Origin of the sequence: Sphingorhabdus sp. (assembly GCF_040079335.1) — a bacterium.
Taxonomy (GTDB): Bacteria; Pseudomonadota; Alphaproteobacteria; order Sphingomonadales; family Sphingomonadaceae; genus Sphingorhabdus_B.
Genome location: NZ_JBEBKL010000109.1, coordinates 1 through 2,525, shown reverse-complemented (window position 1 = coordinate 2,525; position 2,525 = coordinate 1). Strand labels below are relative to the sequence as shown.

Genomic DNA, 2,525 nt, shown 5'->3' with positions numbered 1-2,525 from the left:
CTGGTGTGCCGGATCTCCATCGCGTCATAGAGGCTGACATCGTGCAGCCAAGCGACGGCAATGTTCGCCCGAATGGGGTCGATCCCAAGCGCTGCAAAGGCCTTTTCCCGCAGATCCTGCGTGAGTTTGTTCTGGCCCGACAGGACACGGCTGACATAGGAACGTGACCGCCCCAATGGCCCAACCAGGAAGGTGATGGGTCGCGCTTGTCTATGTAGCTCACTGTTGATCAAAGTACGATAGCCATGCTCTTCCCAGCAACAATCGAACTTGTTCCGATCGTCTACCATGAAATCGAAAACAGGTATTGCTGCTGCGTCCGACGGGCTTGTGTCGGCGGCTTGGTGCAGGTTTCTGGATCCAATCGATGGCATCGTCAGGGGCCTCCCCGATTATTACTATGTTTTAACATAGTTTCGAGAGTCAAGAGGCAAACGCTCGAAAGTCGTTTCAGTATAGATCGTTATTGACGGCGATATGGAGCAAATAGGCGATCATTGTTCGGTCAAATACGCGGATATTGGCGATTGCCGAGAGCCGGGCCTTTAACTCTTCATAGTGTGGGCTCCACGATGCGTGCATATTCAGATAGATGCGCACATCGCCTTCAAGCTGCGTTGTGCGCATGAAAGCGTCAAAGTCATCACCGTCAAACTGACCGGCGGTCATGCAGGCGCAGCATGTTTCGACTGCGCTCCGCAGCGTCGAAAAACGGCAGCTTTTCTTGGTCTGAGCCGCGATCGCGTCAGCTGCGATGTCGATAAAGTCCTGACTTACCAGGAACCGAAATGCCTTGTTCTTTCGATTGGCCACCCTTGCCTCCCCGGAATGTTTCGAGCCCTTCTTGCCGTTTGCCACGGCCGAAGACCAGCCTCCGAATCACCCTGGCCTACCTGACATGTCTCGCATGCGCACCAATGCACAACAGCTGTCGCGCAAATCTGCAATTGGTTTTGCGCAAGTTGAAATATAACGCACAATTACTGCAATAAACAGTGCGTGGATACGCACGCTCGTCCTCGATTCCGTGCACCATACGACCGAATCACTTAAACGCACTGGACGAAATCTCTACCTGGTTGCGCGCGCACCGTAGATTCTGCTCCTTCTTGAAGTCGTAATCATCACGACAACTCGATTGAAGAGAGGAATGGAAATGCGGACAAAGTTAAAAACAATCGGCCACAAACTGGCCCAGACCGGTCTCGTGCTAGCGACTGTGTCTGTTTTGGGTGCCGGAACAGCAATCGCCGGTGCCGATACCACCTTCAACTCGGCACTGACGAGCTTCACCGGTTTCCTTGAAGGGTCCGGTGGCCGGATCATCACCGTCTTGTCGCTCGCGGGCGGCATTGTCGGCCTTGCATCCGGGCGGTTCAGCCTTGGCCAGGTCGCAATCCCTGTCGGCGTCGGTGTTGGTGCCGGCACCGGCGTTCCGATCGTCACCGCCGCAGTCACTGCGACGGTCTGAATGGTTTCCGGGTCCGGACCGCGAGTGGTTCGGGCGCGGTGACAGGCTGAGGGTGGCGCTGGTCATGAATCGATACACAATCCCCGCACATCTCGATGATCCGGAACTGATCGGATTTTGGACGCTCGACGAGTTTCTGGCGATGATCATTCCTTTCACCTGGGGCGTGCTGACGCAACACATCATCATAGGACTAATCATAGCCTGTGCGTGCTGGTGGTTCTTACGCAAATTGAAAGCCGGTCGTGCTGTGTCGTGGATCATTCATACCGCTTATTGGTACCTTCCGGGGTCCTTCATGCGGCTCAAGGCAACGCCACCCTCTCACCTTCGATTGATGGCAGGCTGAGATGGACCTCGGACTATCCCATGCGCAATCGCAGCGCCTCTTGAAGCAACGCAATTTGCTCGCGGTGGTCGGCGTCCTGCTCTTCGCCCTCACCATCGTGTTGACCTTGCTGGCTGCGAGCCGCGACCGCGAAGTTGTATTGCAGCCGATCCTCGCCAAACCCCTGACCCTGAGCTCTTCAGGCGTGCCGCACGACTATCTCGAAATGGTCACGCGTGATGCTGCCTTGCTGACGCTGAATCGGTCGCCGTCCAATTTGCAATATTGGATGGATTCGATCCTTTCGATCACGGATCCGCGCACGCACGGTAAAATGCGTGCCGAACTGATGAAAGTGGTGGGCGAGCAAAATGGCTCGAGCGTCTCGCAATATTTCACGATCGAGAAGCTGACCGTCGATCCCGAAACGCTCACCAGCGAAGTCAACGGTATCATGCATACCGTTGTTGGATCGAAGGAAGTGACGGCCGAAGCCCGCACCTTCCGCTTCGTCTGGACCTACACGGGGGTGTCCCTGAAGCTCGCTGCCTTTGGTGCCATCAAGAAAAAGGACGAGAAAGGGGAGGGCGCATGATAACCCAAATTGCCTGGGGGATTGTGGGTGCGGGCGCCGTGCTTATGTCTCGGCCCTTGTCTTACTGCGGGCGTCCGGTGGGATGCATCATGGTCGGACTGGGACTGGTGCTGTCGGCCAACCCGGCTCTG

The 2,525-nt window shown here is 56.0% G+C and carries 4 protein-coding genes and 1 pseudogene; 3 read left to right on the top strand and 2 right to left on the bottom strand.

Going from position 1 to position 2,525, the window contains the following annotated elements; genetic code table 11:
• Together ABL922_RS14540 and ABL922_RS14535 are read right to left on the bottom strand one after the other, a co-directional pair.
• Positions 1–290, bottom strand: a pseudogene (locus ABL922_RS14540) (hypothetical protein); the annotation flags it as partial.
• A 160-nt stretch (positions 291–450) separates the two neighbouring features.
• Positions 451–813, bottom strand: a complete 363-nt coding sequence (locus ABL922_RS14535) for a hypothetical protein (protein ID WP_349024925.1) — start codon at positions 811–813, stop codon at positions 451–453.
• Between the two features lie 343 nt (positions 814–1,156).
• On the opposite strand from ABL922_RS14535, the gene ABL922_RS14530 reads away from it, so the two are divergent.
• From ABL922_RS14530 to ABL922_RS14520, 3 genes are all read left to right on the top strand, one after another.
• Positions 1,157–1,471: a hypothetical protein gene (locus ABL922_RS14530; RefSeq protein ID WP_349024924.1), complete on the top strand. Its 315-nt coding sequence runs from the start codon at positions 1,157–1,159 to the stop codon at positions 1,469–1,471.
• 64 nt (positions 1,472–1,535) lie between these two features.
• Positions 1,536–1,820, top strand: a complete 285-nt coding sequence (gene traL, locus ABL922_RS14525; protein WP_349024923.1) for a type IV conjugative transfer system protein TraL — start codon at positions 1,536–1,538, stop codon at positions 1,818–1,820.
• 1 nt (position 1,821) lies between these two features.
• Positions 1,822–2,394 carry a type IV conjugative transfer system protein TraE gene (locus ABL922_RS14520; RefSeq protein WP_349024922.1) on the top strand — a complete coding sequence of 191 codons (573 nt, stop codon included), beginning with the start codon at positions 1,822–1,824 and terminating at the stop codon, positions 2,392–2,394.
• Positions 2,395–2,525 lie beyond the last annotated feature (131 nt).